The sequence below is a fragment of the Stutzerimonas stutzeri genome (assembly GCF_018138085.1).
GTDB lineage: Bacteria > Pseudomonadota > Gammaproteobacteria > Pseudomonadales > Pseudomonadaceae > Stutzerimonas > Stutzerimonas stutzeri_AI.
Map to the genome: position 1 here is coordinate 1,515,241 of NZ_CP073105.1, position 25,340 is coordinate 1,540,580.

A 25,340-nucleotide genomic window follows, 5' to 3' on the forward strand; every position below is an offset into this window, starting at 1 on the left:
CTCAGCGCTCCTGCTTCTTGAGTAACAAAACGGCTGCGCCCAGAATGACCGGGACCGACAAAAGCATCGACCACAGCGGCCCCGTCAGATCGGCCAGGCCGAGCGCTTTGCTGAAAACGCCGCGGCTGATGGAGATCATGTGCGTGGCGGGATAGATCTGCCCGATGAACTTGCTGGAGCCCTCGAGCGAGGACACCGGATCGATCAGACCGGCAAACTGGGTGGCCGGTATGAGCGTGCCGATCATGGCAAAGAACATGGCTGCGATCTGGCTGCGAGTGACGGCCGAGGCCAGCAGCCCCATGCCGGTCGCGGAGAAGGAGAAGATCAGCGCGGCCAGCGCGAGAGTGAAGAAGCTGCCGGTGACTGGCACGCCAAAGATGGTGACCGCGAGCAGCGTCATCAGTAGGAAGTTCACCATCGCCAGGCCGACATAGGGCAGTTGCTTGCCAAGCAGAAACTCGAGACGCGTGACCGGCGTCACGTACAGATTGGTGATCGAGCCCGTCTCCTTCTCGCGCACCACCGCCAGCGCAGTCAGCATCGCCGGCAACATGAGCAGCAGCAGAGGGATTACCGCCGGCACCATAGCCGGCAGGCTCTTGACATCGGGGTTGTAGCGAAAGCGTATCTCGACGCTCGCATTACTGGCTGCACTGGCGCCGCCGCGTTCGCTAGCCTGAGCTAGCAGCCAGTGCTGGTGCATGCCCTGGACGTAGCCTTGGACGGTCTCCGCGCGTTGCGGCATAGCGCCGTCGATCCAGGCGCCGATCTGTACTTTCTGGCCCCGCAACACATCGCGGCTGAAGCCAGGGGGGATTTCGATGGCCAGCGACAGCTCCCCGCTGCGCATACGCCGGTCGAGGTCCGCGTAGTCGAGGATCGGTGCGTGCTCAGTGAAGTAGCGCGAGCCGGCGAGGTTCAGCGTGTAGCTTTGACTTAGGGTGGTCTGGTCGCGATCGAGTACCGCATAGCTCAGGTCCTCTACGTCCATGGTGATGCCGAAGCCAATCACAAACATCAGCAGCAGTGAACCGCCCAACGCCAGTGTGGCACGTACAGGGTCCCGCTGCAGTTCGAGCGTCTCACGCCACAGATAGCTAAACATGCGCTGCAGACTGAAACCGCCGGCGCCGTTTCCGCCGTGCTCAGCAGGCGCCGCAGAGGGCTGATCCTCGTGATTAGCGGCCTCGGGCTGGCTGGGCGGGGTGACTGGGCCGCCGCCCTCGGCTTCGAGGAGGTAGCCGATGAAGGCCTCTTCAAGGGATTTGGCGCCGCGCTTCTCGACCAGTCTTGCGGGCACGTCGCTGTCCAGCACCTTACCCGCATGCATCATCGACATGCGGTCGCAGCGTTCGGCCTCGTTCATGAAGTGGGTGGAAATGAAGACCGTTACCCGGTCGCGCCGCGACAGCTCGATAAGCAGCCGCCAGAACGCATCGCGCGCCACCGGATCGACGCCAGAGGTCGGTTCATCCAAGATCAGCAGCTCGGGCTTATGCACCATGGCAACGGCCAGCGATAAACGCTGCCGTATGCCCAAAGGCAGGCTGGCCGGCAGGCTGTCGAGGACGTCCACCAGCCCGAAGCGTTCCACCATCTCATCCACGCGGCCGGGAATGTCCTTCGGGGGCACGCTGAAGAGCTTGGCGTGCAATTCCAGGTTTTGCCGTACCGTAATTTCGCTATAGAGCGAGAACGCTTGCGACATGTAGCCGACGCGGCGACGGGTGTCCAGATCATGCGGATCGACTTCGTGACCGAACAGCCAGGCCCGACCCGCGCTCGCCGGCAGCAGGCCGGTGAGCATCTTCATGGTGGTGGACTTGCCACAACCGTTGGAGCCGAGGAAGCCGAAGATTTCGCCGCGCCGGATGCGAAAGGAGACGCTGTCGACGGCGATGAAGTCGCCAAAGCGCATGGTCAGCTCCTCGGCTTCGATGGCGATATCGTCCGCGCCGCCATCCGGCAAAGGGGGAATGACTACTGCTTGGTGTCCGCGCTTTTTCTCTTCCGGGAGCAGGCGGATGAATGCCTCTTCCAGGTTCAGACTGCTTGTTCTTTCCAGCAACTCCTGCGGTGTGCCGGTGGCGAGGACCTTGCCGTCGTCGATGGCCGCCAGCCAGTCGAAGCGCTGGGCCTCATCCATGTAGGCGGTGGCCACAATCACGCTCATGCCGGGACGATCAGCGCGGATACGGTCAATTAGATCCCAGAATTGCGCGCGCGCCAGCGGGTCCACGCCGGTCGTCGGCTCATCGAGAATCAGGAGGTCCGGGTCATGAATCAGCGCGCAGCACAGGCCGAGTTTTTGCTTCATGCCCCCAGAGAGTTTGCCTGCCGGGCGCGACAGGAATTTGAACAGGCCGGTGGCCTGGGTCAGCTCATTGATGCGTTGGCGAAGCTCTGCGGCACCATGACCGAACAGGCGCGCAAAGAATTGCAGATTTTCCTCGACCGAGAGCGTCGGATACAGGTTCTTGCCCAGTCCCTGCGGCATGTAGGCGATGCGAGGGCACACTTGCTTGCGATGGGCCTTGCTGGCCATGTCGCCATCCAGTACCTCGACCGTGCCCTTCTGGATGATACGTACGCCAGCAAGCAATGAGAGCAGACTGGATTTACCGACGCCGTCGGGGCCGATCAGGCCAACCATCCTCCCGGCGGGAATGTCCAGATCGATGCCATCCAGGGCGATGACATCGCCGTAACGCAAGCGCACCTGACGGACGCTTGCAACGGTCGTGAGCTGCGCGCTCCCACTGTGGCTCATACCTTACTCCGGCACGCGAAGGGACAGGTCTTGAGGCCATTCGGCGTTTGCGTCGAGCTTGATCCAGGCCACGCCGGGCAGCCCGGTCTTGACCTGATTCAGGTGTTCACGCAGCAACTCCGGCGAAATTTGCGCGCGCACACGAAACATCAGTTTTTGCCGTTCGCTGGCGGTTTCGACCGTTTTGGGGGTGAACTGTGCCGCGCTGGCGACGAAGGAAACGGTGGCTGGTATCACGTACTCCGGCGCGGCATCCAGAACGATGCGCACCTCTGAGCCGAGCCCGACGCGACCGGCCACGGTCTCGGGCAGGAAAAAGGTGAGGTATACGTCCGAGAGGTCGATCAGGTTCAGGACGCGTCCGCCCGACCCAAGCACCTCGCCAGGTTGCGCCACGCGCACCTGAACCCGCCCGTCACGCGGCGCGCGCAGTTCACTGTCGCGGATGTCGGCTTCGATGCGAATGATGCTGGCCGTGGCGGCGGTCACGCTGGAGCGGGCGCCGACCAGTTGTGCTTTGGCTGCCTCGACTGCGGCGCGGGCAGCGGCAGTCTGCGCTCTGCTGGCCGCGAGCGTTGCCTGTGCGCTCCGTACGCGCGCCCGGTCATCGTCCAGCTCCTGTATCGAGGCGGCGCCCTCTCGGGACAGTGTCTCCGAACGTGCCAGACGCCGCTGTGCGGCGTCGAGCTCCGACTCGCGCTGACCGACGAGTGCCTGCGCCGCAGCAACGTCGGCTTCGCGCAATGCGACCTGTGCCTGCGCTGCGGTCACCGCGTGCTCGGCCTGTTGACGCATGGCGAAGGCTTCGTCGCGCTGTGCCTCAAGCGTTTCCAGTTGCATCCTGGCCAATGGCTGGCCAGCTGTGACGAAATCGCCTTCACGTACCAGGATGTCTTCGATACGTCCGGGAAGCTTGGTAGCGATGTCGATTTCGGTGGCTTCGATTCGGCCGTTACCGCTGACAAAGCCTTCGCCGGGTCCGCTGTCGGCAAACTTCGTCCAGCCCCACCAGGCCAGCGCGACGACAACCGCTGCAGCGGCAACGACCAGGAGTTTTTTCTTGAGAGAGGGTGAGAAGGTCATGGGTTCGGCGTGCCTTAGCGGGTTGATGGGATGGAGGCGGGAGTCGAGGTTGCACCGTCTACCTCGTTGGATGCGGCGAGGGTGCCGCCGCCGAGCGCGGCATACAGCGCTACCTGGCTGGACAGCAGCGCGCGGCGCGCCTGTACCAGTTGTTGCTGGGCACCCAGCAGATCGCGTTGGGCGTCCAGCACCTCTAGGAAAGCAGCCGAGCCGTTGTCATAGCGCAACTGGGCTAGTCGTGCGCGTTCGCTTTGCGTTTCCAGGTTGGCTCCCTGGATTGTCAACTGTTCAGCCAACCAGTACTTGGCGCTTAGGGCATCAGCCACCTCGCGAAAGGCCGTTTGAATGGTCTTCTCGTATCCGGCCACGGCGATATCGCGACGCACTTCGCTCAGTTCCAGGTTGGCGCGCCGCCGGCCGCCATCGAAGATGGGCATCGACAACGTGGGCATGAAGGTCCAGGCACGACTACCTGAATCGAACAGGCCATTGAGATCGCTGCTGGCCGTGCCGAAGCTGCCAGTCAGCGCGATGCGCGGTAAGAACGCTGCACGGGCCGCGCCGATGTTGGCATCGCCAGCACGCAATTGGTGTTCGGCGGAAATGATGTCCGGGCGACTGACCAGCAGCTCCGAGGGCAAACCAGCCCGAAGTTCGGCCAGCACCGTCGTTTCATCGAAGAGAGCCTTAGCAGGCAGCGAGCCAGGATCGGCGCCCACCAGCAGCGCCAACGCGTGCAGTTGCGTGGCGCGAGCTTGCTCAAGCTGGGTTAGTAGCGCCTGAGCCTGGTTCAGGAGGGTCTGGACTTGGGTGAGATCCAGCGTCGAGGTCGAGCCGACTTCGACACGACGCCGGAAAATGCGATAGGACTCCTCGCGGGTTGTCACGGTTTTCCGCGCGATAGCCACGCGCTCGTCCATCTCGCGCAAGCCAAGATAACCGTCCGCCACTTGGGCGATCAACGCTAGGTGGACAGCCCGGCGCGCTGCATCGGTAGCCAGCCAGGTTTGCAGGGCGGCGTCTTCCAGATTACGAACTCGGCCCCACAGATCCAACTCCCAAGTGCTTAAACCCACCTCGGCCCGATACTCGCCACCCACATGCGATCTGCCCGACATGTTCAGATCGCCAGGGACGCGGGCGCGTCCACCCTGGGCGCCCACGCCCACGGCAGGAAATCGATCCGAGCGCTGAATGCGGAATGCGGCGCTGGCTTCCTCGACACGCAGCGCGGCCAGGCGCAGATCGCGGTTGTTCTCCAGTGCAGTCTCGATAAGGCGTTGCAGCAAGGGATCCGTGAAGTACGCCTGCCAGGCCAGTTCTCCCGCATGGGCGCCGTCTGTGCTCGATTCAAGATGACTAGGCCAAACCTTGGGTGCTGGCAGCGGTGGCGTATTAGGAGCAGGAGCGAGCGACATGCAGCCGGTTAGTGCGACGGCGCTCAGTGCCAGCGTGGCAGTGCGCAATCTGAACTCAGGAAACAAGAGAGAAGCTGGAGGCATGGTCATGTTCCGTACGGGTATCGGGCCTAATGGGGTCTGGTTGTAGAGCGGCAGGCGTCCATGTGTAGAGGCGTGCTGATGGCGGCGCTCGCTTTGGCATCGATGAGCGCGCATGCAGTAATTCGGCACTTCGATCATGAAGGTCTGCCGCAATCGAGCGGGGCCTTGATGGCTGTGCGCACCTTGTATTACGCCTGTCGACACCAACGTTCAGAACACGGTGAAAAAGGAGGTTTGTTGGTGTTGGATTCGCCGAAGGGCCAGTGCAGCCTATTGCATGGCATGTAGGTTCACCCTTGCACGGAGTGTGGCTCACGCCCGCCACCAGCTTTTCTTTCTCGCAAGTTTGATAAAACCCACGGCATCTCCGTTAATTGTGTATGCATCCGGGTCTTAGCGGCTGGTCGACGAGGCGCTCTTTTGGTCGTATTTCTCATCATTATAGGTTTTTTTAAAAAAAACGACCAGGCGGTTGTTTTTAACAGTGCGATACAATTCCTCCTCCGCAACCCCTGGGGCGGCTCGTTGATACCGGTTGACGGAAATTGTCTGGGCGGGATCAAGGTTGTTTTCGGTGGAGTCGGTGGCCATCCCGTGAGAACATTTTTCAAATTTGGAAAGGGGCTTTGAATGCCAGCCAGGAAAGAAGACGTCGTCACAGAGAAGCGCCGCTACTTGTCCTCGGCAGCTAGGAAAGAGGAAATATTGGACGCGGCTCTGGTTGAATTCTCGGATCGGACATACAACGCCGTGTCGATGGAGCGTCTAGCGGAATGCGCGGGAATGTCAAAGGCAGGAATTTACGCGCACTTTAAAAGCAAGGAAGAGATCTTTCATGCCTTGCTCGAACGTATGACCAAGCAGCTTTGCGATTTCCAAGGCTGGCTCCCGGACGAAGATTTGACTTTGCCGGAGCTAGTAGACGTGTACCTTGATCGCCTGTACGCGACGTTTGACTCCCCCGCTACCATATCGGTCTACCGACTGCTCCTAGCCGAAAGTGCCAGAGCACCTGCACTGGTCCGGCATTGGCGAGAGGAAGTTGCGCGCGGATTACGGGAGCGGGCGCAGCTCATCATCCAGCGCAACATAGAACGCGGGGTCATTCGCCCAGGTGTCTTGACCGAGCACTTTTTCCCGCTGGCGCTCGCTCCCGCATTGCTATGGCTGAACTCTTCAATGTTATCCAGAGGCGACCCGTCAATATCGCTTGTACAGTTGCGGGAGGCGCATAGGCAACTGCTGCTTGAGCTTCTGCAGCCAGAGGTGAGTAGGGGCAGCGGGCTGAATTAGATGTCGGTTTGCCATAGTATTGCCATTACCATCGTCGGGACCGCACTGGCATGCCATACAACCGAAGCGACTGGAGGCTGCATAGCGCAACGGCGATCAAAGCGAACAAGCGGCTGCCTCGCTAAATTGAATGAAACATGCTGACGGCGTCCAGACATTGCTAATCGCGGCATCCCCAAAGTTAGAGCAGCCTCGACCTCGTTCTGAATACACAAACCGCCCGATGCGCTGCACCGGGCGTCTTAAAGATTGGGGCTGGGGGAAACGCTGCAGCCATTAAGTGCTACATCGCGCCAGAGTCTCAGGGCCGCAAATCAAAACACAAAATGTGTCAGGGCAGGGTGAACAGCACCTTCACTGAATCATTGACCGCGGCGCTGTCGACATAGCCGATAGCGTCGGCTTCGGCGGCGACTTTGGCCACAACCGCCGAGTCGCCGGCTTCGGCCGGCAGGGGCTGGCCCTTACCGGTGAATACCAGGCCCGACCAGTAGGACTTCAGCTGGGCTTCGTTCTTGCTGGTGACGGCGGAGTAGAATTTTTCCTTGGTGGGATTCCAGTCTTTCTGGTCGATGCCGCTTAAGGTTTTGTCCCTGCCGAGAAAGATATTTGCCACTTCTGCCTGTGAGGGCGCTTTGGTTGCGCCCGGATTGACGATCACGGCCACCTCGGCGTGCGCCATGGCAGAAGCCAGGCTTAGCAGAGCGGCGGCGAGAGTCTTTTGAGTGAAACGATTCATGTTGGCTCCTCTTAGAATACGAAGTCAGCGCCGATGCTGAAGATGTCGCCGTCGAACGTTGGCTCGGCAGTGTTATACGCCGGCACAAAGTTGCCGTTGTAGTTCCGGGTGGATTCAACGCGTTTGTATTCGCTCTTCAGCGTAACGTTGGCGTTCAGGCTGTAGTTCAGGCCAAACGCCCATGACGAGTCGCGGCCAGCGTCGCTTTCGTCATGCTGGGCATAGGTAACGTGAGGCAAAAGGTCACCGAAGCGGTGACCGGCCATGATGTAGAACGCGTCGTGCTCGCCCAGCGGGCTGCGGCGGTTGATGATTTCTGCGTTAGTGACCCAGCTGCCGTTGTCGTACTGATGGCCAAAGGACATGAATTTGCCCTTGAACTCGTCGCTTTGATCCCCGCTCAGAGTGGACTCGGTATAACTGTATCGGAACGTCCCGATGTCGTTGGTCGCCAGGCTCACGCTGCCGGTCAGCAGCTTTTTGTAATCCACGTCTAGACGGGCATCGAGACCATGAATGAAGATATTGCGGTTTACTGCTTGGCCGTAACTGGCTTGAAAATTCAGCGTACCGAAGGAAAGCGGAAGGCTGTATAGGGCATCTGCGCCTTCGTAATTGGTAATCGGCATCTGGCTGTAAACTTCGTCCGGCAGGCGCAGCCATGGGTAGGTGTAACCGACGTCCAGCGTCTCGGAAAACATGAACGCGCCCGGGCGCAAGCGGCCAGCACGGACTGTGAATTGATTGCTGACCGCGTAAGCCAGGTACGCCCATTCCAGCTGTAGACGCCAGTCGTCCTGCTCAGGTTTGGCGACGGTCTGAATAGTAGCGCTCAGTTGGTCGGTGAGGCCGTAGGAGAATTGTCCGCCGAGCTTGGACAGCTGGTCGCCGCGCCAGGAGTCCGTGGTCTGGCCGGAAATGCCATAGCCCTTCGCATCGTCTACCCCACCGACGCGGCTGATGGCGGCAGTGCCAAAGCCGTTGAATCGGTATTCACCTTGGTCCAAGGCGAACGCTGAAGTACTGGCCAGGCAGATGGCTACGCCCAAGAGATTGAGTTTGTTCATTGTTCGTACTGCTCCAGGATTATAAATTTAAACGCGGAATTGGGCGGTTGCCTGGCGTAGGTGATCTCCCGTACCTACCAGTTGCTCGCCGAGACGAGCCGTGGCTTCGGCCCCGTTTGCGGTTGCTTGTGCATCCTGCTGCAACACTTCTGTTTCTTTTTGAATCGATTCGGATAGACCGATTTGCTGTTGTGTATGGTGGGCAATGTCGGCGTTGAGCTCATCGATCTGGCTGACCGTCTGCGCGATGGCTTCGAGTAGCCGAGTCGCCTCGATCGAATGCTCGATACTTTCGCGGGATTTATCACCGTTGACTGTCATAACGTCGAGCACGGTATTGGCGCTGTTCTGTAATCGTTGGATGATCTGTTGGATCTCCGCGGTCGAGGCGGCGGTCTTTTGCGCCAGGTTGCGTACTTCGTCAGCTACCACCGCAAAGCCACGTCCCTGCTCGCCGGCTCGGGCGGCCTCGATTGCAGCGTTCAGTGCGAGCAGATTGGTTTGTTCGGCGATACTGCGGATCACCGTCAACACCGAGCCGACTTCCTGGGTTTCTTCTTCGAGCTGCTGCATTGCACGGACGGAACCCATCACGCTATCGCCCAAATCGCTGATACTGCTTGAAAGGTTGCCGATGTTCTTGCGGGCCGTGATGGCCTGGCGCGAAGCGGAGCCGGCCTCATCGGAGGCTTGGCGCGAACGCTGCGCAACCTCATGGATGCTGCTTGTCATGGTATGGATGTCACGGCTGATCGAATCCGTGTGATGTTGCTGGGACTTGGCGTTTTCCTCGGAGCCTTGGGTCAGGCGGTACAGCTCTTTGGAGCAGTCCCCGATGGGGCTGGCGGCTTCGATGATTTGTCGAATAGTGGTTTGCAGTTTGTCGAGGAAACCGTTGAACAGGCGGATCATCGCGCCGATTTCGTCGTTGGACTCGACGTTGACGCGACGGGTCAGGTCGCCGTCGCCCTTAGCAATGCCTTGCAGTGAGTCGATCACGCCACGGACATTGGCCATGATGCTGCGCGTGACGGCCCAGGCACATAAGGTGACCAGTATCAGCAGCGCCAGGCTGAGGATGATTCCCAGGCGAGTGGTGGTTGCGTTGACCTCACGGGTTTCGGCAAGCGTTAGCTCGAAGTCCTCATAAGCGGCACTGCGGAATTCCGCGGCAAGTTTTTGAGCCTGAGCCAGGTCATTGGCCATGCGGTCAAGGCTCGGACGCAAGTCACCGAAGGAGGCGCTGCCGCTGACGAGCTTACCGGACGCCGAGATCGCATTTTCAGCGTAACGATCCACGGCGAGACGCCAGTCGTTGAGTTGCTCACGGCGATTGGGTACCTGTACGAGCTTCTCCAGCTCCTGCTGGTGCGTGTTGATAGCCTGCAGAACCTCGCCAGCTTCCGTGAGCAAGTTCTGTTCGCCAGCCGCAACAGAGCTATTGAGCAATCCGGGGATGCGGGAGAACTGGAAAATAGCTGCATCGGCCCGTTCCAATATGGGATAGCGGTGGGTTTCCAAAGCGTGTAGCCGCGAATCAGTCGCCGACAGCTGAAGCGACGTATAGCCCACGTACAGGACCAGGCCAAGTATCGCAACGGCAGGAGCGAGGGATAGTTTTAGAGTCAGCGGTAGATTTTTGAGCATGATTTTTGGCTCTCAGGCAGAACGCATCGGCTTGCACGCTGAGTGATGGCGATATGATTTTTTGTGCGACCGTGTCGGAGCATCGATCGCTGTCATACGTATCGACGTGAATCGGGCTAACTTGAACAAAAAATAGAAAATTGTAAATATTTTTGGTTCATCGCAACTTGCCGGGAAACGCCGCTTTGATCTTGAGGAAGAAGTAGGTGTTATCCCGGTAACCGTACGCCATCCGCTTGATGACCTTGATGCGGTTGTTCATTCCCTCAAGCACGCTGGTGTTGAGCTGGAATTCGGCGCTGGAAACAATGCCTTCAACGTAGGCCTTTAACCGCTTGGCAAAGGCCTGAAGAGGTTGCAGTCCGCTTTCCTGGGCAAGCTTGAACCACTCGCCCCACCGCCGCCGCGCTTCATACTCATTCGGTGCATACCAGAGCTCCTTCAGCTGTGTCTTGAACACGTAAGCCGTCATCAGCGGCGTGTTCGCGGCCAGAAGTTCGTCAAGTTTGAGTGCTTGGGGCTCATCGAGATTGTGCCGGTTACGCAGCAGTAACCAGCGCGAGCGCTTGATCGCCCGTCGACCGGCAGGGTCAGCCTTCAGCCGATTCGCTTGATCGACCCGGATCCGATCGACGACCTCCCTGCCGTACTTGGCTACAACATGGAACAGGTCGTAGACCTCCCGGGCGTTGGGGCAGTGCGCCTGGACCTCCAGATCCATCGCCGTGTTCATGTCCATGGCAACCGCTTCGATCCGAGCGCAGGCTGGCGGCCCCATCCACTCGAAGAAGGGGCGCACAGCCTCGCGGCTACGGCCCTCCCCGACCCACAGTACTTGCTGGGTATCGGCACAGATCGCCACGGTGGCATAGCGATGCCCCTTGTACAGGGAAAACTCATCCATGATCAGGCGGCGAACTCGGCTCAGGTCCGGTGCTGAAATATCCCGGTGGAGACGGCCAAGGTCGATGGCTTTGACCGTGTGCCAATGAAGCCCCACCAGCTCGGCCACATGCTTGATCGGCAGCAGCCGAACCAGATTTTCCACCCAGTTGACCATCGCGCGTGTGAGCGGCTGACGGCCGGCGAGCCAATCGATCCGCTCGCGCCGAGGACCACAAGTGGGGCAGCGAACCCGACGAACAGGAACCTCCAGCCAGACGCGGTATTGCAACAGATCGCGCTCGCGCACCCGGCGGAAACTGGTGTCGTGAGGGAGGAATGTGGACTGCCCACAACCGCTGCAACAAGGCAGCCTTGAGGCATCGGGCTTGAGCCTTATCAGCAGGCAATGGGTACCGAGAGGCTCATAGCTATCCAGCTCGAAGCCTTCCCAGAACAGGGCGAGCAAACTAGCATCCATGGCGACGGCGGTGGTGGGGTCGGAAATGTTTTGGCGAACACCACCTTAGCCCTTCTCGCCGCCGTCTCCCCTCGCTTTCCCGCTAATCCGCGATGAACCATATTTTTGGGGTGGCCTTTCGCTACGCATCCTCATTTAATCTCTGTAGCAAGCTAATCCTGCTTGTCTGGGGTCGAATTCTTCTATCGTGTGCCGATAACCTTACTGTCATTCCGTTGCGGCAATTGAAGCGCTCCGCTCCGCCAGCACTAATAAAAACAACAGGTATTTCATGGGTGTTAGCCAGATAATCCTTCGCCGCTCGCTTCCTTTGCTGCTCGCCGTGCTCCTGGTTGTATCGTCTGTTATCTCCTATTCCGTTAAGCGAATGACCGATACGCTTGACCGTAACGTGATCGAGCACAGCCATTTCTTGATAGAGAAGGCGTTAAGTCACAGACAGGCCATGCTTCGGCAGGGAATGGCCGCATTCGTCACGCTCAATAACGCCTCAACCGATCCGCAATCGCGAGCTAAGATGGCGGCTCCAGACGTGCTTTTTTACAGCCTCGATTTCGATGCCCTTATGGTGTTTGGCTCCGGCGTCGAAAAAACTAGGGCGCTCACTTCCGAGGCAATGCGGGACAGCGATCTGCTTCAGCGGCTCGGCGTTGGGTTGGATGGGCTGTTAGAGCAAGCCCGGCGGGGTGGCCCCGATGCGTTGAAAAGTGGAATTCTGCGGCTCGATGACACGCTGGTTCTCGCTGCTGCGGCAAATGCTTTGCCTGAGGATCAGGTCGCCCTGAGGCGGGCTTCCGGCATCACCTTGGTTCTGATTGATTTGCTGGATCCGGACGAACTGCTGCGGCTCGGCTTCCAATACGGACTGATCGATTTACATTTAATTGGCCAAGGTGAGGGTGGTGCGATATCAGAAGATGGCAGCCTAGCGCTCACCGACTTGGCGGGCGCCTCGGTAATCTTCGGCTGGTCGGCTCCTGAGTTCGGTCATGAGATGCTTGAAGGGCTGTTACCGATAGTCGGCTCCTCTGCGGTATTAATGCTTCTTCTAATAGGGTTGATCGCCCTTGATGCGGTGAGGGCATCGCGACGCCTTGAAGATAGTCACTCGGCGCTTACGGTCAGCCAGGCAAGCCTTGCTAGTAGTGAGAAGCGCTTTCGTGATATCGCCGAGGCTGCATCGGACTGGTTGTGGGAAACCGATGAGCGCTTGAGGTTGATATACCTCTCCGAACGGTTTGAACGCGTCACCGAATTCAAAGCCAGCCAATGGCTGGGACGTCCGCTAGATGAGCTGCTTCAGGCTGATGCGCAGGGCATCGCGCTGTGGTTACAGAAACAGAGCGGCAAACCCTTGCGTTGCAAGTACTCGGACCGTAACGGTGACGTTCGGATCTGTCGCGTGGCGTCGCGGCCGATCATGGCGGACGGGAAATGTGTCGGTTACAGAGGTACTGCCAGCGACATCACCGAGGAGGTCAAAGCGCAGACGCAGGTGGAGCATCTATCCATGCACGACGCTTTGACTGGCCTGCCCAACCGTAACAACTTGAATGGTTTTCTGGCCGGCAAGCTGGGAGCCAACAGGCCGTTGGCAATGATCAGTCTGGACCTGGATCGATTTAAGCCAGTGAACGACACCCTTGGGCATGCTGCAGGCGATCTGGTGCTCCAGGAAATGTCGCTCCGTTTGCTTAGCTGTACGCGCAATGAAGACCTCGTCGCTCGGCTTGGCGGCGACGAATTCATCATGGTTCTTGATGGCATAAGCTCCCAGGAAAGCATTGAGACGCTTTGTGCACGCCTTATCGATCAGATCAAACAACCGATCGTATATGAAGGGCAGAACATCTTCGTCGGCGGAAGCATCGGTATTGCGCTTGCGCCGCAGGACGCTACCGAGGCGAGCGAGCTGTTGCGCTGTGCGGACATCGCGCTCTATCAGGCCAAGGAAGACGGACGTGCCACGTGGCGGTTCTACGCCAGCGAAATGAACCAGCGGTTGTTACAAAGACGGCAGCTTGAGATGGACCTGCGGCAAGCCATGGCTATGGGAGAAATGGCGCTTCAGTATCAGCCGCGCTATCGAACAAATGGTATGCACATCATCGGAGCTGAGGCACTGGTGCGCTGGCAGCATCCACAAAAGGGGCTGCTCGGACCGGCACACTTCATTGACCTAGCGGAGGAAACTGGGCTCATCGTCCCGCTTGGACGATGGGTTTTAACTGAGGCCTGCAACGAAGCAGCACGCTGGCCGGAGGATATCTGCGTGTCAGTTAACCTGTCCGTGGTCCAGTTCCGTCAGAGCGACCTCCGACTGGATGTTCAGCGGGCACTGACGGAAGCCGGTCTGGCTGCCTCGCGGCTTGAGTTGGAGGTTACCGAGAGCATCTTACTGGATGAGTCTGCGGGAGCGTTAAAAACACTCAATGCGCTCAAGGAATTAGGCGTACGCTTGACCATGGACCACTTCGGTACGGGCTATTCCTCGCTCAATTACCTACGAAGTTATCCGTTCGATGGGTTGAAAATCGACCGCAGTTTCATTGGCAATGCCCTAAATTCTGCTAATGACCGTTTGATCATCAAGGCAGTCGTTGGGCTCGCCCAGGCCTTGGAGCTCACGGTGACTGCCGAGGGGGTTGAGACTTGTGCGCAGCTCGAGTGGTTGGAAGAAGCAGATTGCGCGGCGGTACAGGGTTTTCACATCTGCCAGCCTCAATCCGCTGAAGATATGGAGCGTCTGGTTCAGAAAATGGGCTGATGCAGCTCGCCGGCCTCAGTGAATCAGGCACCAGCAGTGTCAGGCGAGCAACCTTCAGAGCTAACGATACGATTGTAGTAGCTAACAAGGCAGCGTACTTGCCCCGCCGAACCGGCCACCAGTTCCCGGTTAGTTTTCGATGATGCCGCAGTTCGCATGAACTCGCGAGGTGAGCGGTAGCTCAGGGCGCTGTGTGGATGCTCCTCGTTGTAATGCGTGAAGACAATCTACAGGTTGCGCAGCGCCGTCAGGCGATCCGGCCTGGGCATGTGAGAATGTAGTCGCGCTTCATCGTTTTCACGAAGCTTTCAGCCAGACCGTTGCTCTGTGGACTGCATACCGGCGTAGTTAACGGTTGCAGACCAATTTCTCGGGCAAACGTCCGCGTCTGCTCCGCTGTGTACGCCGAGCCGTTGTCGCTCAACCATTGGATCGGCGTAGGTGGTAGTTTCAGCCCAAAGCGGCGCTCGACTGCTTCAAGCATCACGTCGCGAATATCGTCACCGCTGTATCCGTGTGGGCTAGCTACCCAACTGATGGCTTCCCGGTCGCAGCAGTTGAGGGCAGGCGTGACGCGCAGTCGGTCACCATCAGCTCAGCGAAACTCGAAGCCATCCGGAATACGAGCGCGTGCTCGAATTCGACCTGTCCAGCGTGGTGCGCAACATGGCGGGCCCGTCCAACCCGCACAAGCGTCTGCCGACCTCGGCGCTGCACGAGCGTGGCATCGCCGACGAAGGCATGCTGGCTGCGGCCAGGGCCGAAGAGGCCGAAGGCCGGTTGCCCGATGGTGCGGTGATCATTGCTGCCATCACCAGCTGCACCAACACCTCCAACCCGCGCAACGTGGTGGCCGCCGGCCTGCTGGCGAAAAAAGCCAACGAGCTGGGGCTGGTGCGCAAGCCTTGGGTGAAGACCTCCTTCGCGCCGGGTTCCAAGGTCGCCAAGCTGTACCTGGAAGAAGCTGGGCTGCTCAGCGAGCTGGAAAAACTCGGCTTCGGCATCGTCGCCTACGCCTGCACCACCTGTAATGGGATGTCCGGTGCGCTGGACCCGGTGATCCAGCAGGAAATCATCGAGCGTGACCTGTATGCCACCGCGGTACTCTCTGGTAACCGCAACTTCGACGGCCGTATCCATCCGTACGCCAAGCAGGCCTTCCTTGCCTCGCCGCCGCTGGTAGTCGCTTATGCCATCGCCGGTACCGTACGTTTCGATATCGAGCAGGATGTGCTGGGTACCGACAAGAACGGCAACCCGATCACCCTGAAGGACCTCTGGCCGTCCGATGAGGAAATCGACGCCATCGTCGCGTCCTCGGTCAAGCCGGAGCAGTTCAAGCAGATCTACATTCCGATGTTCGATCTGGGCACCATCGAGGAAGCCAAGAGCCCGCTCTACGACTGGCGTCCGATGTCCACCTACATCCGTCGTCCGCCGTACTGGGAAGGTGCGCTGGCCGGCGAGCGTACGCTCAAGGGTATGCGTCCGCTGGCGATTCTGCCGGACAACATCACCACCGATCACCTGTCGCCGTCCAATGCCATTCTGCTGAACTCGGCCGCCGGCGAGTACCTGGCGAAAATGGGCCTGCCGGAGGAAGACTTCAACTCCTACGCCACCCACCGCGGCGACCACCTGACGGCGCAGCGTGCGACGTTTGCCAACCCGCAGCTGGTCAACGAGATGGCGGTGGTCGACGGCAAGGTGCAGAAGGGCTCGCTGGCGCGCGTCGAGCCGGAAGGGAAGGTGATGCGCATGTGGGAAGCCATCGAAACCTACATGAACCGCAAGCAGAATCTGATCATCGTGGCCGGTGCCGACTATGGCCAGGGCAGCTCGCGTGACTGGGCGGCCAAGGGCGTGCGTCTGGCCGGTGTCGAGGTGATCGTCGCCGAAGGCTTCGAGCGTATCCACCGCACCAACCTGGTGGGCATGGGCGTTCTGCCGGTCGAGTTCAAGGCTGGCACCACGCGTTTGACCCTTGGCCTCGATGGCACCGAAACCTTCGATATCGAAGGTGAGCTGTCGCCGCGCTGCGACCTGACGCTCGTCATTCACCACAAGAGCGGTGAAGAAACCCGTGTGCCGGTCACCTGCCGTCTCGACACCGCGGCCGAGGTCGGCGTTTATGAGGCTGGCGGCGTGCTGCAGCGTTTCGCCAAGGACTTCCTCAGTCAGGCGTGACCGGCTGTCATCGTAGGGTGGATGGCGCTTTTCCATCCGCAGCATCCCTCGCGGTGGATCGATGATGCGTGATCCGCCCTACGGCCCATTCATTTTTCAGCCAGGACTCATTCATGGCTCATCAATCCCAGATCAAGATTCCCGCGACCTACATGCGCGGCGGCACCAGCAAGGGTGTGTTCTTCCGGCTGCAGGACCTGCCGGAGAGCTGCCAAGTGCCCGGCGCTGCGCGCGACAAGCTGTTCATGCGTGTGATCGGCAGCCCCGACCCGTATTCGGCGCATATCGATGGCATGGGCGGCGCCACGTCGAGCACCAGCAAATGCGTCATCCTGTCCAAGAGCAGTCGGCCAGATCACGATGTCGAGTACCTCTATGGGCAGGTGTCGATCGACAAGCCCTTCGTCGATTGGAGCGGCAACCTCTCACGGCTGCTGGTGCCTTCGCCTTGCACGCTGGGTTGGTCGATCCGGCGCGGATACCGCGTGGCGGCGTCTGTAGTGCGCGCGTCTGGCGCCTTCGAGAATCGGCTGCTGACCGAAACTACCTCTGATGAACGAGAAGCATGTGACAGTGGCGAATCGAAGAGTCTAAAATACCCGCCGATTGATGACGGTGTCGCTAAAGTCGTTACCCTTGAAATGGCTCCATTCCGCGCATAATACAAGGCCTCGACGGTGTGACGGTTAAAGCGACGGTAAAGCCTGCATTAACTAGTTCTAGGTTCAACAACTATGCGGGCTCAGGCGACTTGTTGATGATCGAGTGGGAGTGATCAGCTAACTCAGCTGCTGCACAAACGAGCCCCGGCAATCCGGGGCTTTTTATTGTGGATTGCTCAGTGGAAAGCCGTCGGGACGTCGATGCGCCGCCAGATGGCTTCGGAGAAGCTGTAGAGAGCGAAGGCCACCAGGCCGAGGCCGACCAGCGACAGCCAGAAGGTGCCAAACGGTAGTGTCTGCAGGGCGTCCAAGGCATCTTCAAGGCCTGGCGGATCGGTTGGCTCGTAGCGGGCGCCGCCGGTGAACAACATGCCGGCCACCACGAAGAATGCCACGCCGCGGGCAATCAGGCCTGCCCGCGATATCGGCCGCACCCAGCGCATGACGTGTTCGGAGGCGTTGAAGTACTTTTCGAACTTGGCTTTCCAGCCCTTGATGACGTGTGCGATGCCGACGCCGAGCGGCACCAGCGCAATGAGGTAGACCAGGTAGTTGGAATGCTTCCAGCCGAGCAGACCCGAGAGGAAGTCCTGGCCACCAGAGCCGCCGCTGCTTCCGGCATCGCCTATCGGGCTACCGAGCAAGCCCAGCGTGAATAGCGTGAGCAGGGCATAGGCGATGGCGCTGCCGACCAGGCCGGCCCGGATGGCCAGCCCCTTGGCGTCGGTGCCGTGTCCTTCCGGGTCGGCGATTGCCTGAGTCAGGCGCCATGCCGCATAGGCCACGAGCCCTATCACCATGATCCAGAGCAAAGTCTCACCAAACGGCTGGCCCAACAGCTGTTGAATGGCGCCTTTGGTGCCGACTGTTTTCCCGCCGCCGGTTCCGGCCAGAAAGGCGAAAGCGCCGATGATCAGGTAGACCACGCCTCGAGCAGCGTACCCGCTGCGGGCGAGCCAGACTATGCCCTTGCTGATGCTGACGTCATCTTTTGCGCGGGCTGCGGTGGTGTGCATAGAGCGTCCTCGGTGTATGTAAGGGTGTTCAGTAGACGTGCAGTTGCGGACAAGGGTTCGAAACATCCGGCTGCATCTGTCCGATCGGCGCCGGTGGCGACAAAAGAACGAGCCCAAACGGGTCGCCGCGCAGGCAGTAGCGCCGGCGTGGTCTAGGGCGGCCAAAAGACTGAGTCGAACACGACGGTCCGGGTGAGCGTGCCTGTCAGCCGGCACCTCTCTGCTTATTCGGACTGCGGCTCAGCCGTTCGGGTTAATGCCGACTCCGTCTAATGCTCGCGGCTGCGCGTCGTAAGCTTTGAGGAGAGCGTTCCCGCTCGCGAGGAGAGGATCATGAACACCTATACCGATTGGCGTCTGCGCGGCCCCGGTGTGGACCTGTGCAATTGCAACTTTGGCTGCCCCTGCCAGTTCAACGCCCCGCCAACGGACGGCAAGTGCGAGGCGGCGGTCGGCTTCCATATCGTCGAGGGGCATTTCGGCGAGACCTCGCTGAATGATCTTCACGTCGCCTGTACTTTCGCCTGGCCGGGCGCGATTCATGAAGGTCACGGGCAATGCCAGGCCTTCATCGACGAGCGCGCCAGCGAGCCTCAGCGTCAGGCGCTGCTGACCATTCTCAGCGGCCAGGAGCAGGAGCCGACGGCGTTCTTCGCGATCTTTGCCAGCACGGTATCGACCTTGCACGAGCCGCGGTTCGTGCCGGTCGAGGTCCTTACGGACCGGAGCTCACTGACCGCCAGCATCCGCGTACCCGGTTTGATCGACGGCAAAGCTACGCCAATCCTTAATCCGATGGACGGATCGCTGCATCGGGCGAGAGTCGTGCTGCCGGAGGGCTTCGAGTTTGGCGAGGCCGATTGTGCCAGCGCCGAGTTCAAGACCTCGGGCGCCATCGCGCTGAACTATGCCGGGAGCAACGCCATGCTCTACGAGCTACACATGGGACCCAATGGCATCATTCGCGGCTAGTCGTATCGACTGGGGGGCGGCGACCGCCGCCGTCGGCGTGCTCGGGTTCGGCGCGCTGGCCTGGTATTGGTCGGCGCGTGAGGCTTCGCTGATGGCGGCCATGGGCGACATGCAGATGCCGCCGACCGACTGGTTTTCCCCGCAGGGGCTGTTCGTGCTGGGCATGTGGCTGACGATGATGCAGGCAATGATGGCGCCGGCGGCCCTGCCGATGATTCTGGTCTATCGCCGCTGCTTGCTCAGGGATCCGCAGCGCACGGTCAGGCTTTGGCTGTTCTGCGCAGCCTATGTTCTCGTATGGTCCGGTTTTGCCGTGTTACTCACCGGCTCGCAGATGCTTGGTGAATATGCCGGAGTACTCGACCCTATGCGCCTGCAGCTGCCACCGGCGCTGGGCGGTCTGGTTCTGCTGATGGCAGGCGTATATCAACTGAGCAGGGCCAAGGCCGCCTGTCTTCGACATTGTCAAAATCCATTGAGCTTCCTGCAGCATCACGCGCGCCCCGGGTTGCTTGGATCGTGGCAGACCGGCGTGCAACATGCCCTTTATTGCCTGGGCTGCTGCTGGGCATTGATGCTTGTGCTGTTGGTGGCAGGGGCGATGAACCTATGGGCGATGGCGCTGCTAAGCCTGCTGGTGCTGGCGGAAAAACTGCTGCCGCTGGGCAGGCTCTGGCGTCGCTGCAGCAGTGCGCTGCTAATTGCAGCAGGACTGCTGATGCTGCTTTTCGCGAGCGCCTGAGCGTCGCGCAACCGGCCGGCGCGGAAGGCATTCTCGGAACTGCGGCCATCGGACTCAGATTCGGGCGTCGCAGCGGTCGCACAATCCCAAGCGTTAATGAGAAACTGTGTCGTCTTCAACGCAAGGGATTCCGAGCATCATGTCGTTTAGCCGTAGGCAGATACTCACCGGGCTGGTCGGGTTGGGCGTCGTTGGTGCAGGCGTGGGAGGCGTACGTTACTGGCTCGGGCGTCCCGCCGATGCAGCCACCCATGATTACGAACTGATCGCAGCGCCTGCCGATGCCGAGCTGGTCCCCGGTACCCGGACGCCCGCCTGGTGTTATGGCGGGCAGGCGCCAGGTCGGGAACTGCGTGCCCGTCAGGGCGACTGGCTTCGGGTGCGTTTCACCAATAGCCTGCCGGAGCCGACCACCATCCACTGGCACGGCATCCGCCTGCCGTTGAACATGGACGGTGTTCCCTACGTCTCGCAGTTGCCGGTGTTGCCGGGCGAGTCGTTCGAATACCGCTTCCAGGTGCCTGACGCAGGCAGCTTCTGGTATCACCCGCACACCAGCAGCGCCGAACAGCTTGGCCGTGGCCTGGTCGGACCGTTGATCGTCGAGGAACGCGAGCCGAGCGGCTTCCGCCATGAGCGGACGCTAAGCCTCAAAAGCTGGCACGTCGACAAGCAAGGCGCATTCACCGCGTTCAGCGTACCGCGCGAGGCCGCTCGCGGCGGCACTCCAGGCGTGCTTTCCAGCGTCAACGGCGAGCATGCGCCGACGCTGGAGTTGCCTGCGGGACAGGTGGTGCGTCTGCGGATTCTCAATCTGGACAACACCCTGACTTACCGATTGAACTTGCCGGGTGGCGAGGCGCGTATCTATGCGATCGACGGCAATCCGGTGGCGCCCCGGCCGCTGGGCAAGAATTATTGGCTAGGACCGGGCATGCGCATCGACCTGGCCCTGAAAGTCCCTCCGGCGGGCGAGGAGCTTTCGCTGCGCAACGGGCCGCTGCGGCTGGCCAGCTTACGGTCGGTGAGTAGCCGCGAGGTGGCGGGCAACTGGCCAGCGCCGCTGCCGGCCAATCCGATCGCCGAGCCGGACCTGCAGCGCGCCGAGACTCTGCGCTTCAACTTCGAATGGGCCGGCACGCTGTCGAGCGACGCGGGGCAGGGCGAAGCGTTCACGTTCTGGCAGGTGAATGGCCAGGCCTGGGATATCAACGACAAGACCTGTGCGGATCGGCCCATCGCGACGCTGAAGAGAAACGGGCATTACATCTTCGAGCTGCGCAACCTCAGCCAATACCAACATCCCATTCATCTGCACGGCATGACCTTCAAGGTGATCGCGTCCAACCGCAAGCGGATCGATCCCTGGTTCACCGATACCTACCTGCTGGGCAAGAACGAAACGGCCAGAATCGCCCTTGTCGCGGATAATCCTGGTGTGTGGATGTTCCACTGCCATGTGATCGATCACATGGAGACCGGGCTGATGGCGGCGATCGAAGTGGTATGAATCAGAGCAAGCAAGCGTCGAGCGGACGCATCGGAAGGGTGGTGGCGTGTATGAGGCGGGTTTCCGTATGAAACGGCCGGTGATCGTTGACCGCTCCCGCGATGATGATTTCATGCGTGAGGCGCTGATGCTGGCCGCTGAGGGCGCCCGGCTGGGGGAGGTGCCGGTGGGGGCTGTCGTGGTGCAGGACGGCGAGATCGTCGGTCGGGGATTCAATTGTCCGATATCCCGCCACGACCCCAGCGCCCATGCCGAGATGGTGGCGATCCGCGACGCCGCACTGTGGCTGCAGAACTACCGTCTGCCAGGCAGCACGCTGTACGTGACATTGGAACCCTGCAGCATGTGTGCGGGCCTGATCGTGCATTCGCGTATCCAGCGGGTGGTCTACGGCGCGACGGAGCCTAAGGCCGGCGTGGCGATCAGTCGTGGGCAGTTCTTTTCCCAACCATTTCTCAACCACCGTGTGCTGGTCGAGGGCGGCGTCATGGCGCAAGCCTGCAGCGAGATGCTGAGTGAGTTCTTCCGCTCTCGCCGGGGCAAGGGTGGTGGGGGCGAGCCGCAGGGGCCGGTCGAGGGTTAAACGCGACCGGTCCGACGATCAAACGCTGCTATAGCGCCGCACGCCCGCTTCCGGCAGTTTCTCATGGGCCGCAATGCTGCCTTGTGCAGGAAACACCACCAGATGGTCAGCGGCGATAGCGATGCCGACGTCTTGTCCGGTCGGGTAGTCCGCATGGCTCGGAAAGATGCCTTCGAGCTGATTGCCAGTCGGCAGCTGCAAGCGGTACAGGGTGGCGGCGCCGAGGAACGTCTTGCCGACGATCAACGCCTTGAGCGGGCTCTGTGGCGAGTAGACGATGTCATCCGGGCGCAACAGGACATCCACGGAGCTGCCGGCTGGCATCGTGTAGGCACGATTGCCACGAATGACGCCAAGTTCGGTCTGCACCGTTTCCGGATCGATCAGCTGGCCGCGAATGAAATAGCCTTGGCCGATGAAGGACGCCACGAATGGCGTCAAAGGCTCATGGTAGAGGTTGTAGGGCGTGTCCCACTGTTCCAGTCGGCCATCTCTGAACACGCCAACTTGATCGCTGACGGCGAAGGCTTCCTCCTGGTCGTGGGTGACCAGAATGGCGCTGGTGCCCCGGGCCTTGAGAATCTCGCGGACCTCATGGCTGAGCCGCCGCCGCAAATCGCCGTCGAGATTGGAGAAAGGTTCGTCGAGCAGCAGCAATTCAGGTTCGGGAGCGAGCGCTCGCGCGAGCGCGACGCGCTGCTGCTGGCCGCCGGACAGCTCATGAGGGTACCGTTGGGCCAGTGGCGAGAGATGCACCAGATCGAGCATCTCTTGCACGATGCGCTGGCAATCGGGTTGCTTGCGGATGCCGAACTCGATGTTTTCCGCCACGGTCAGGTGCGGGAAGAGCGCGTAATCCTGGAACACCATGCCGATCCGGCGTTTCTCCGGCGCCAGCGTGAAGCCACGCCGCGAGAGCACGATGTCGCCCAGCTGGATTTCACCTTCGTTGACGTGCTCGAAGCCGGCAATGGCTCGTAGGGTGGTGGTCTTGCCGCAGCCGGACGGCCCCAGCAGGCAGCCGATATCGCCGCGATTGAGATGCAGGTTGAGGTTCTGAACCACGCTCTGGCCGCCATAACCGCAGTCCAGGTTGCGCAGATGCAGAAGCGGTTGATGGCTCATGCGTGGTGGTAGGCCGGCTCGACCAGAAACTCAAGCAGGGCCTTCTGCACATGCAGGCGATTTTCGGCCTGCTGCCAGGCGACCGAGCGCTTGTCGTCGAGCAGGTCCTCGCTGATTTCCTCGCCGCGGTGGGCCGGCAGGCAATGCATGAACAGTACGTCTTCGGCGGCGAGGTCGAGCAGGGCACGATCGACCTGATAGCGCCGGAACGTGGCCATCCGCGCAGCCATCTCGTCTTCCTGGCCCATCGAAGCCCAGACGTCGGTGCTGACCAGATGGGCGCCGCTGACGGCTTCGCGCGGATCACGTACCACGCGCACCCGATCACCGGCTTTTGCCAGCAGCTCGCTGTCGGGCTCGTAGCCTTCAGGACAGGCGACACGCAGCTGGAAATCGAACTGAATCGCGGCCTCTATATAGGAGTTGCACATGTTGTTGCCATCCCCGATCCAGGCGACCGTCTTGCCTGCGATGGTGCCGCGCAGCTCATGGAAGGTCTGCATGTCGGCCATCAGCTGGCAGGGATGCAGATCGTCCGACAGGCCGTTGATGACCGGCACCGAGGAGTTGGCGGCGAATTCCCTGAGCGTCGCATGAGCGAAGGTGCGGATCATGACGGCGTCGAGCATGCTCGACATCACGATGGCTGAATCGGCTATCGGCTCACCGCGACCGAGTTGCGTGTCGCGTGGCGACAGAAAGATGGCCTGGCCACCGAGTTGAATCATCCCTGCTTCGAACGACAGTCGTGTCCGTGTCGAGGCTTTCTCGAAGATCATGCCCAGCACACGGTTCTTCAGCGGCTCGAACAGAATGCCGCGCTCGCGCAGATCCTTCAGCTCGATGCCGCGACGGACCAGGGCAAGTAGCTCCTGGGGCGTGCAATCCATCAGTGAGAGAAAATGCCTTGCGCTCATATCGATTACCTTTATTGCCGCAATCGAGGCCTGAGGTTTTTTCAAGAAAAAAGGAGGGCCTACGACAGGGGTCGCACCAGAAGCGACGAAACGGGAAAGGCGCGATCTTATCCAGAAAGTCTTCGTGGGCGCAAATCCGGCCTCGGCGCCGCGCAAGTGCGCTTATTCAGCGGGCTCGCGTCGGTATCAGGTAAGAAAAGCCAAGCCCTGCGCTCGGCTTTACAGGGTCATTCCTGTACAATGCGCGTCAACCGTGACTAGCCGAGGTGCCCCATGGATATCATCGAAACCATCAAAGAGCAGATCGAGAAGAATCCGGTCCTGCTGTACATGAAAGGCTCGCCCAATGCGCCGCAGTGCGGCTTCTCCGCCCGCGCGACGCAGGCCTTGATGGGCTGCGGCGAGAAGTTCGCCTACGTCGACATCCTGCAAAACCCCGAAATCCGCGCCAACCTGCCCAAGTACGCCAACTGGCCTACTTTCCCGCAACTGTGGGTAAACGGAGAGCTGGTCGGCGGTAGCGACATCATCCTGGAGATGTTCGAGAAGGGTGAGCTGCAGCCGCTGGTCAAGGAAGCCGCGCAGAAAGCCGGTGCCTGATCAGCGATTAGCTGACTGAAACGAAACCCGCCGAACGGCGGGTTTTTTTATGCCTTTTCGCCCCGGGCTCCGCGGTGTGGTGAGGGCTGCGAAGACGCATCGGGTCGTATACAGATGCCGAAACGAAAACGGGAGCCGACGGCTCCCGTTTGTAAGGCATGCAGACGGTCAATCGTCCATCTGGGACTGCAGGTAGTTCTCCATGCCGACCTTGTCGATCAGGCTCAGCTGGGTTTCCAGCCAGTCGATGTGCTCTTCTTCGGACTCGAGAATGTCTTCCAGCAATTCGCGGCTTCCATAGTCGCCTACGCTCTCGCAGTAGGCGATGGCCACTTTGAGATCCTGGACGCCGCCCTGTTCGAGCTTGAGGTCGCAGTCGAGCATTTCGCGCGTATTCTCTCCGATCAACAGCTTGCCGAGGTCCTGCAGGTTCGGCAGGCCTTCGAGAAACAGGATGCGCTTGATCAGCTTGTCGGCGTGCTTCATTTCATCGATGGATTCATCGTATTCATGCTTGCCGAGCTTGCCGAGGCCCCAGTCTTCGTACATGCGTGCATGCAGAAAGTACTGGTTGATGGCGACCAGCTCATTGCCGAGGATCTTGTTGAGGTGCTGAATGACTAGCTTGTCGCCTTTCATGTCGGTGTCCTGCGTCGAATCAATGCATTTGATGCAAGCAGTCTGGCCATGAACCCCAGGGCTGTCAAACCTAAGTCCTTGAATGCAAAAGGGTAAAACTGAATAAGAATACGTTTGTTCCGCGACTCAAGAGCAAGGCGTTGATTTACGGAC

19 protein-coding genes and 3 pseudogenes are annotated in these 25,340 nt (G+C 60.2%); 9 read left to right on the plus strand and 13 right to left on the minus strand.

Going from position 1 to position 25,340, the window contains the following annotated elements; translation table 11 throughout:
- Nucleotide 1: 1 nt before the first annotated feature.
- The 4 genes from rbbA to KCX70_RS07145 form a co-directional block, all read right to left on the minus strand.
- Complete coding sequence (rbbA, locus tag KCX70_RS07130; protein ID WP_212619709.1) at nt 2-2,773, minus strand: ribosome-associated ATPase/putative transporter RbbA; 2,772 nt, start codon at nt 2,771-2,773, stop codon at nt 2-4.
- Nucleotides 2,774-2,776: 3 nt separating this feature from the next.
- Entirely contained in the window at nt 2,777-3,856 is a 1,080-nt protein-coding gene (locus tag KCX70_RS07135) for an HlyD family secretion protein (protein WP_212619710.1), read from the minus strand.
- 14 nt (nt 3,857-3,870) lie between these two features.
- Nucleotides 3,871-5,496 (minus strand): efflux transporter outer membrane subunit, encoded by a 1,626-nt coding sequence (locus tag KCX70_RS07140; protein ID WP_249121711.1) that lies wholly within the window; start codon nt 5,494-5,496, stop codon nt 3,871-3,873.
- Between the two features lie 255 nt (nt 5,497-5,751).
- Complete coding sequence (locus tag KCX70_RS07145) at nt 5,752-5,949, minus strand: hypothetical protein (protein ID WP_146032430.1); 198 nt, start codon at nt 5,947-5,949, stop codon at nt 5,752-5,754.
- 39 nt (nt 5,950-5,988) lie between these two features.
- On the opposite strand from KCX70_RS07145, the gene KCX70_RS07150 reads away from it, so the two are divergent.
- Nucleotides 5,989-6,651 (plus strand): TetR/AcrR family transcriptional regulator, encoded by a 663-nt coding sequence (locus KCX70_RS07150; protein ID WP_212619711.1) that lies wholly within the window; start codon nt 5,989-5,991, stop codon nt 6,649-6,651.
- A 331-nt stretch (nt 6,652-6,982) separates the two neighbouring features.
- Here KCX70_RS07150 and KCX70_RS07155 read toward each other — a convergent pair whose 3' ends face one another.
- From KCX70_RS07155 to KCX70_RS07170, 4 genes are all read right to left on the minus strand, one after another.
- Nucleotides 6,983-7,390: a hypothetical protein gene (locus KCX70_RS07155; RefSeq protein WP_042928819.1), complete on the minus strand. Its 408-nt coding sequence runs from the start codon at nt 7,388-7,390 to the stop codon at nt 6,983-6,985.
- Nucleotides 7,391-7,401: 11 nt separating this feature from the next.
- Entirely contained in the window at nt 7,402-8,457 is a 1,056-nt protein-coding gene (locus KCX70_RS07160; protein WP_044316077.1) for a porin, read from the minus strand.
- Between the two features lie 27 nt (nt 8,458-8,484).
- Complete coding sequence (locus tag KCX70_RS07165; RefSeq protein WP_042928820.1) at nt 8,485-10,104, minus strand: methyl-accepting chemotaxis protein; 1,620 nt, start codon at nt 10,102-10,104, stop codon at nt 8,485-8,487.
- 157 nt (nt 10,105-10,261) lie between these two features.
- Nucleotides 10,262-11,467, minus strand: coding sequence for an ISL3 family transposase (locus KCX70_RS07170; RefSeq protein WP_212619712.1), 1,206 nt, complete (start codon nt 11,465-11,467; stop codon nt 10,262-10,264).
- Nucleotides 11,468-11,738: 271 nt separating this feature from the next.
- On the opposite strand from KCX70_RS07170, the gene KCX70_RS07175 reads away from it, so the two are divergent.
- Nucleotides 11,739-14,234: a putative bifunctional diguanylate cyclase/phosphodiesterase gene (locus KCX70_RS07175; protein WP_212619713.1), complete on the plus strand. Its 2,496-nt coding sequence runs from the start codon at nt 11,739-11,741 to the stop codon at nt 14,232-14,234.
- Between the two features lie 137 nt (nt 14,235-14,371).
- On the opposite strand, the pseudogene KCX70_RS07180 reads toward KCX70_RS07175, so the two are convergent.
- Nucleotides 14,372-14,850 (minus strand): annotated as a pseudogene (locus KCX70_RS07180) (integrase core domain-containing protein); the annotation flags it as partial.
- A gap of 2 nt (nt 14,851-14,852) precedes the next feature.
- Between KCX70_RS07180 and acnA the strand changes: the two are divergent.
- Together acnA and KCX70_RS07190 are read left to right on the plus strand one after the other, a co-directional pair.
- A pseudogene (acnA, locus tag KCX70_RS07185) lies at nt 14,853-16,421 on the plus strand (aconitate hydratase AcnA); the annotation flags it as partial.
- Nucleotides 16,422-16,534: 113 nt separating this feature from the next.
- Nucleotides 16,535-16,938 (plus strand): annotated as a pseudogene (locus KCX70_RS07190) (PrpF domain-containing protein); the annotation flags it as partial.
- Between the two features lie 321 nt (nt 16,939-17,259).
- Here KCX70_RS07190 and KCX70_RS07195 read toward each other — a convergent pair.
- Nucleotides 17,260-18,099, minus strand: coding sequence for a DUF1206 domain-containing protein (locus KCX70_RS07195; protein WP_212619714.1), 840 nt, complete (start codon nt 18,097-18,099; stop codon nt 17,260-17,262).
- A gap of 333 nt (nt 18,100-18,432) precedes the next feature.
- Between KCX70_RS07195 and KCX70_RS07200 the strand changes: the two genes are divergently transcribed.
- The 4 genes from KCX70_RS07200 to tadA all read left to right on the plus strand — a co-directional run bounded on the left by KCX70_RS07200 (nt 18,433) and on the right by tadA (nt 21,906).
- Entirely contained in the window at nt 18,433-19,071 is a 639-nt protein-coding gene (locus KCX70_RS07200) for a DUF1326 domain-containing protein (protein WP_212619715.1), read from the plus strand.
- 100 nt (nt 19,072-19,171) lie between these two features.
- The gene (locus KCX70_RS07205) at nt 19,172-19,813 is read left to right on the plus strand and encodes a DUF2182 domain-containing protein (protein WP_249121712.1); all 642 of its coding nucleotides are present in this window, start codon (nt 19,172-19,174) and stop codon (nt 19,811-19,813) included.
- Between the two features lie 139 nt (nt 19,814-19,952).
- Entirely contained in the window at nt 19,953-21,323 is a 1,371-nt protein-coding gene (locus tag KCX70_RS07210; RefSeq protein ID WP_212619717.1) for a multicopper oxidase family protein, read from the plus strand.
- 67 nt (nt 21,324-21,390) lie between these two features.
- A complete protein-coding gene (tadA, locus tag KCX70_RS07215; protein ID WP_212619718.1) occupies nt 21,391-21,906 on the plus strand; it encodes a tRNA adenosine(34) deaminase TadA in 516 nt (171 codons plus the stop codon).
- Nucleotides 21,907-21,924: 18 nt separating this feature from the next.
- Here tadA and KCX70_RS07220 read toward each other — a convergent pair whose 3' ends face one another.
- Together KCX70_RS07220 and argF are read right to left on the minus strand one after the other, a co-directional pair.
- Nucleotides 21,925-23,031: an ABC transporter ATP-binding protein gene (locus tag KCX70_RS07220; RefSeq protein WP_212619719.1), complete on the minus strand. Its 1,107-nt coding sequence runs from the start codon at nt 23,029-23,031 to the stop codon at nt 21,925-21,927.
- The gene (gene argF / locus KCX70_RS07225; RefSeq protein WP_021209936.1) at nt 23,028-23,948 is read right to left on the minus strand and encodes an ornithine carbamoyltransferase; all 921 of its coding nucleotides are present in this window, start codon (nt 23,946-23,948) and stop codon (nt 23,028-23,030) included. Before argF ends, KCX70_RS07220 begins: the two co-directional genes overlap by 4 nt.
- Before the next feature lie 273 nt (nt 23,949-24,221).
- Between argF and grxD the strand changes: the two genes are divergently transcribed.
- The gene (grxD, locus tag KCX70_RS07230; RefSeq protein WP_021209935.1) at nt 24,222-24,548 is read left to right on the plus strand and encodes a Grx4 family monothiol glutaredoxin; all 327 of its coding nucleotides are present in this window, start codon (nt 24,222-24,224) and stop codon (nt 24,546-24,548) included.
- Nucleotides 24,549-24,716: 168 nt separating this feature from the next.
- Here grxD and bfr read toward each other — a convergent pair whose 3' ends face one another.
- Complete coding sequence (gene bfr, locus KCX70_RS07235; protein WP_021209934.1) at nt 24,717-25,187, minus strand: bacterioferritin; 471 nt, start codon at nt 25,185-25,187, stop codon at nt 24,717-24,719.
- Between the last annotated feature and the right edge of the window lie 153 nt (nt 25,188-25,340).